At 71.8% G+C, this 1,165-nt stretch carries 1 protein-coding gene; it reads left to right on the forward strand.

All coding sequences use genetic code 11. The features are described 5' to 3' along the window. On the forward strand, window positions 1-1,165 hold a 1,165-nt coding region (locus tag IG90_RS40390), incomplete at both ends, for a condensation domain-containing protein (protein WP_033895099.1).

Consider the following 1,165-nt stretch of genomic DNA (forward strand, 5'->3'; position numbering starts at 1 on the left):
CCCCCTCGACGACGCCCCCACCCGCCCATGGCTCGCTCACGCCGACGCCGAGGCCAATCTCGCCGATCTGAGGCAGCAGTTGGCGGCCGAGCGGCCCGCGGAACTTCGCCTGACCGGCGTCCCGAACCCCCGCCTCGTCCACGAACTCGCCGTGCGACAGGCCCTGGAAGACGGCACACCCCCGCCCGACCGCCCCACCGCGTCATCAACCGGCCTCGAGGCCTTCCACGCCCTGGGCGAGGAGCACGGCTACTGGACCGGCATCACCTGGAACACCCAGGACACCGACGCCGTGGACGTCGTCTTCGTCGACCGGAGCCAGCTGTCCGGCCGCGCCCCCGTCGGCACTTACGCCGCGCTCCCCACCAGCGCCTCCACCGCACCCCTGTCCACGTGGGCGACCAACCCCGCCGCCCGCCGCGGCACCGGTGCCCTGGTCACCAAGCTCCGTGAGCACACCCGCGATCATCTGCCCGACTACATGGTCCCGTCGGCCATCGTCCCCCTCGACCGGCTCCCCTTGACGGCAAACGGCAAGCTGGACCGGTCAGCCCTGCCCGCGCCGGAGTTCGCGTCGGCCGGGTCGGGACGCGGGGCGCGCACGCCGCAGGAGCAGATCGTGTGCGATCTGTTCGCGCAGGTTCTGGGGCTGCCGCGGGTCGGCGTGGACGACGACTTCTTCGACCTGGGCGGGCACTCGCTGCTGGCCACCCGTCTCATCGGTCAGATCCGCGCCGCGTTCGGAGTGGAGTTGGAGCTGCGTGCGCTGTTCGAGGGTCCGACGCCGGCCGCGGTGGCGGCACTCCTCGACACCGCCGCCCCCGGACGCCTGGCCCTCACCGTCCGCCTGCGACCCGAGGTCATGCCGCTGTCCTTCGCCCAGCGCAGGCTGTGGTTCATCCACAAAATGGAGGGGCCGAGCGCCACCTACAACATCCCGCTGGCCCTGCGGCTGAGTGGTGAGTTGGACCGTGACGCGCTGCGTGCCGCTCTCGGTGACGTGGTGGCCCGGCACGAGAGTCTGCGGACGGTGTTCCCCGAGGCCGACGGTACCCCTTACCAGCACGTCCTCGACAGTGCGAGCGTGGAGCTGCCCGTCACCGACATCACCGAGACGGAGCTGCCGGAGGCCCTGAGGTCAGCGGCCCGGTACGCCTTCGATCTG

The organism is Streptomyces anulatus, assembly GCF_000721175.1.
In the GTDB taxonomy this organism is placed as follows: domain Bacteria; phylum Actinomycetota; class Actinomycetes; order Streptomycetales; family Streptomycetaceae; genus Streptomyces; species Streptomyces anulatus_C.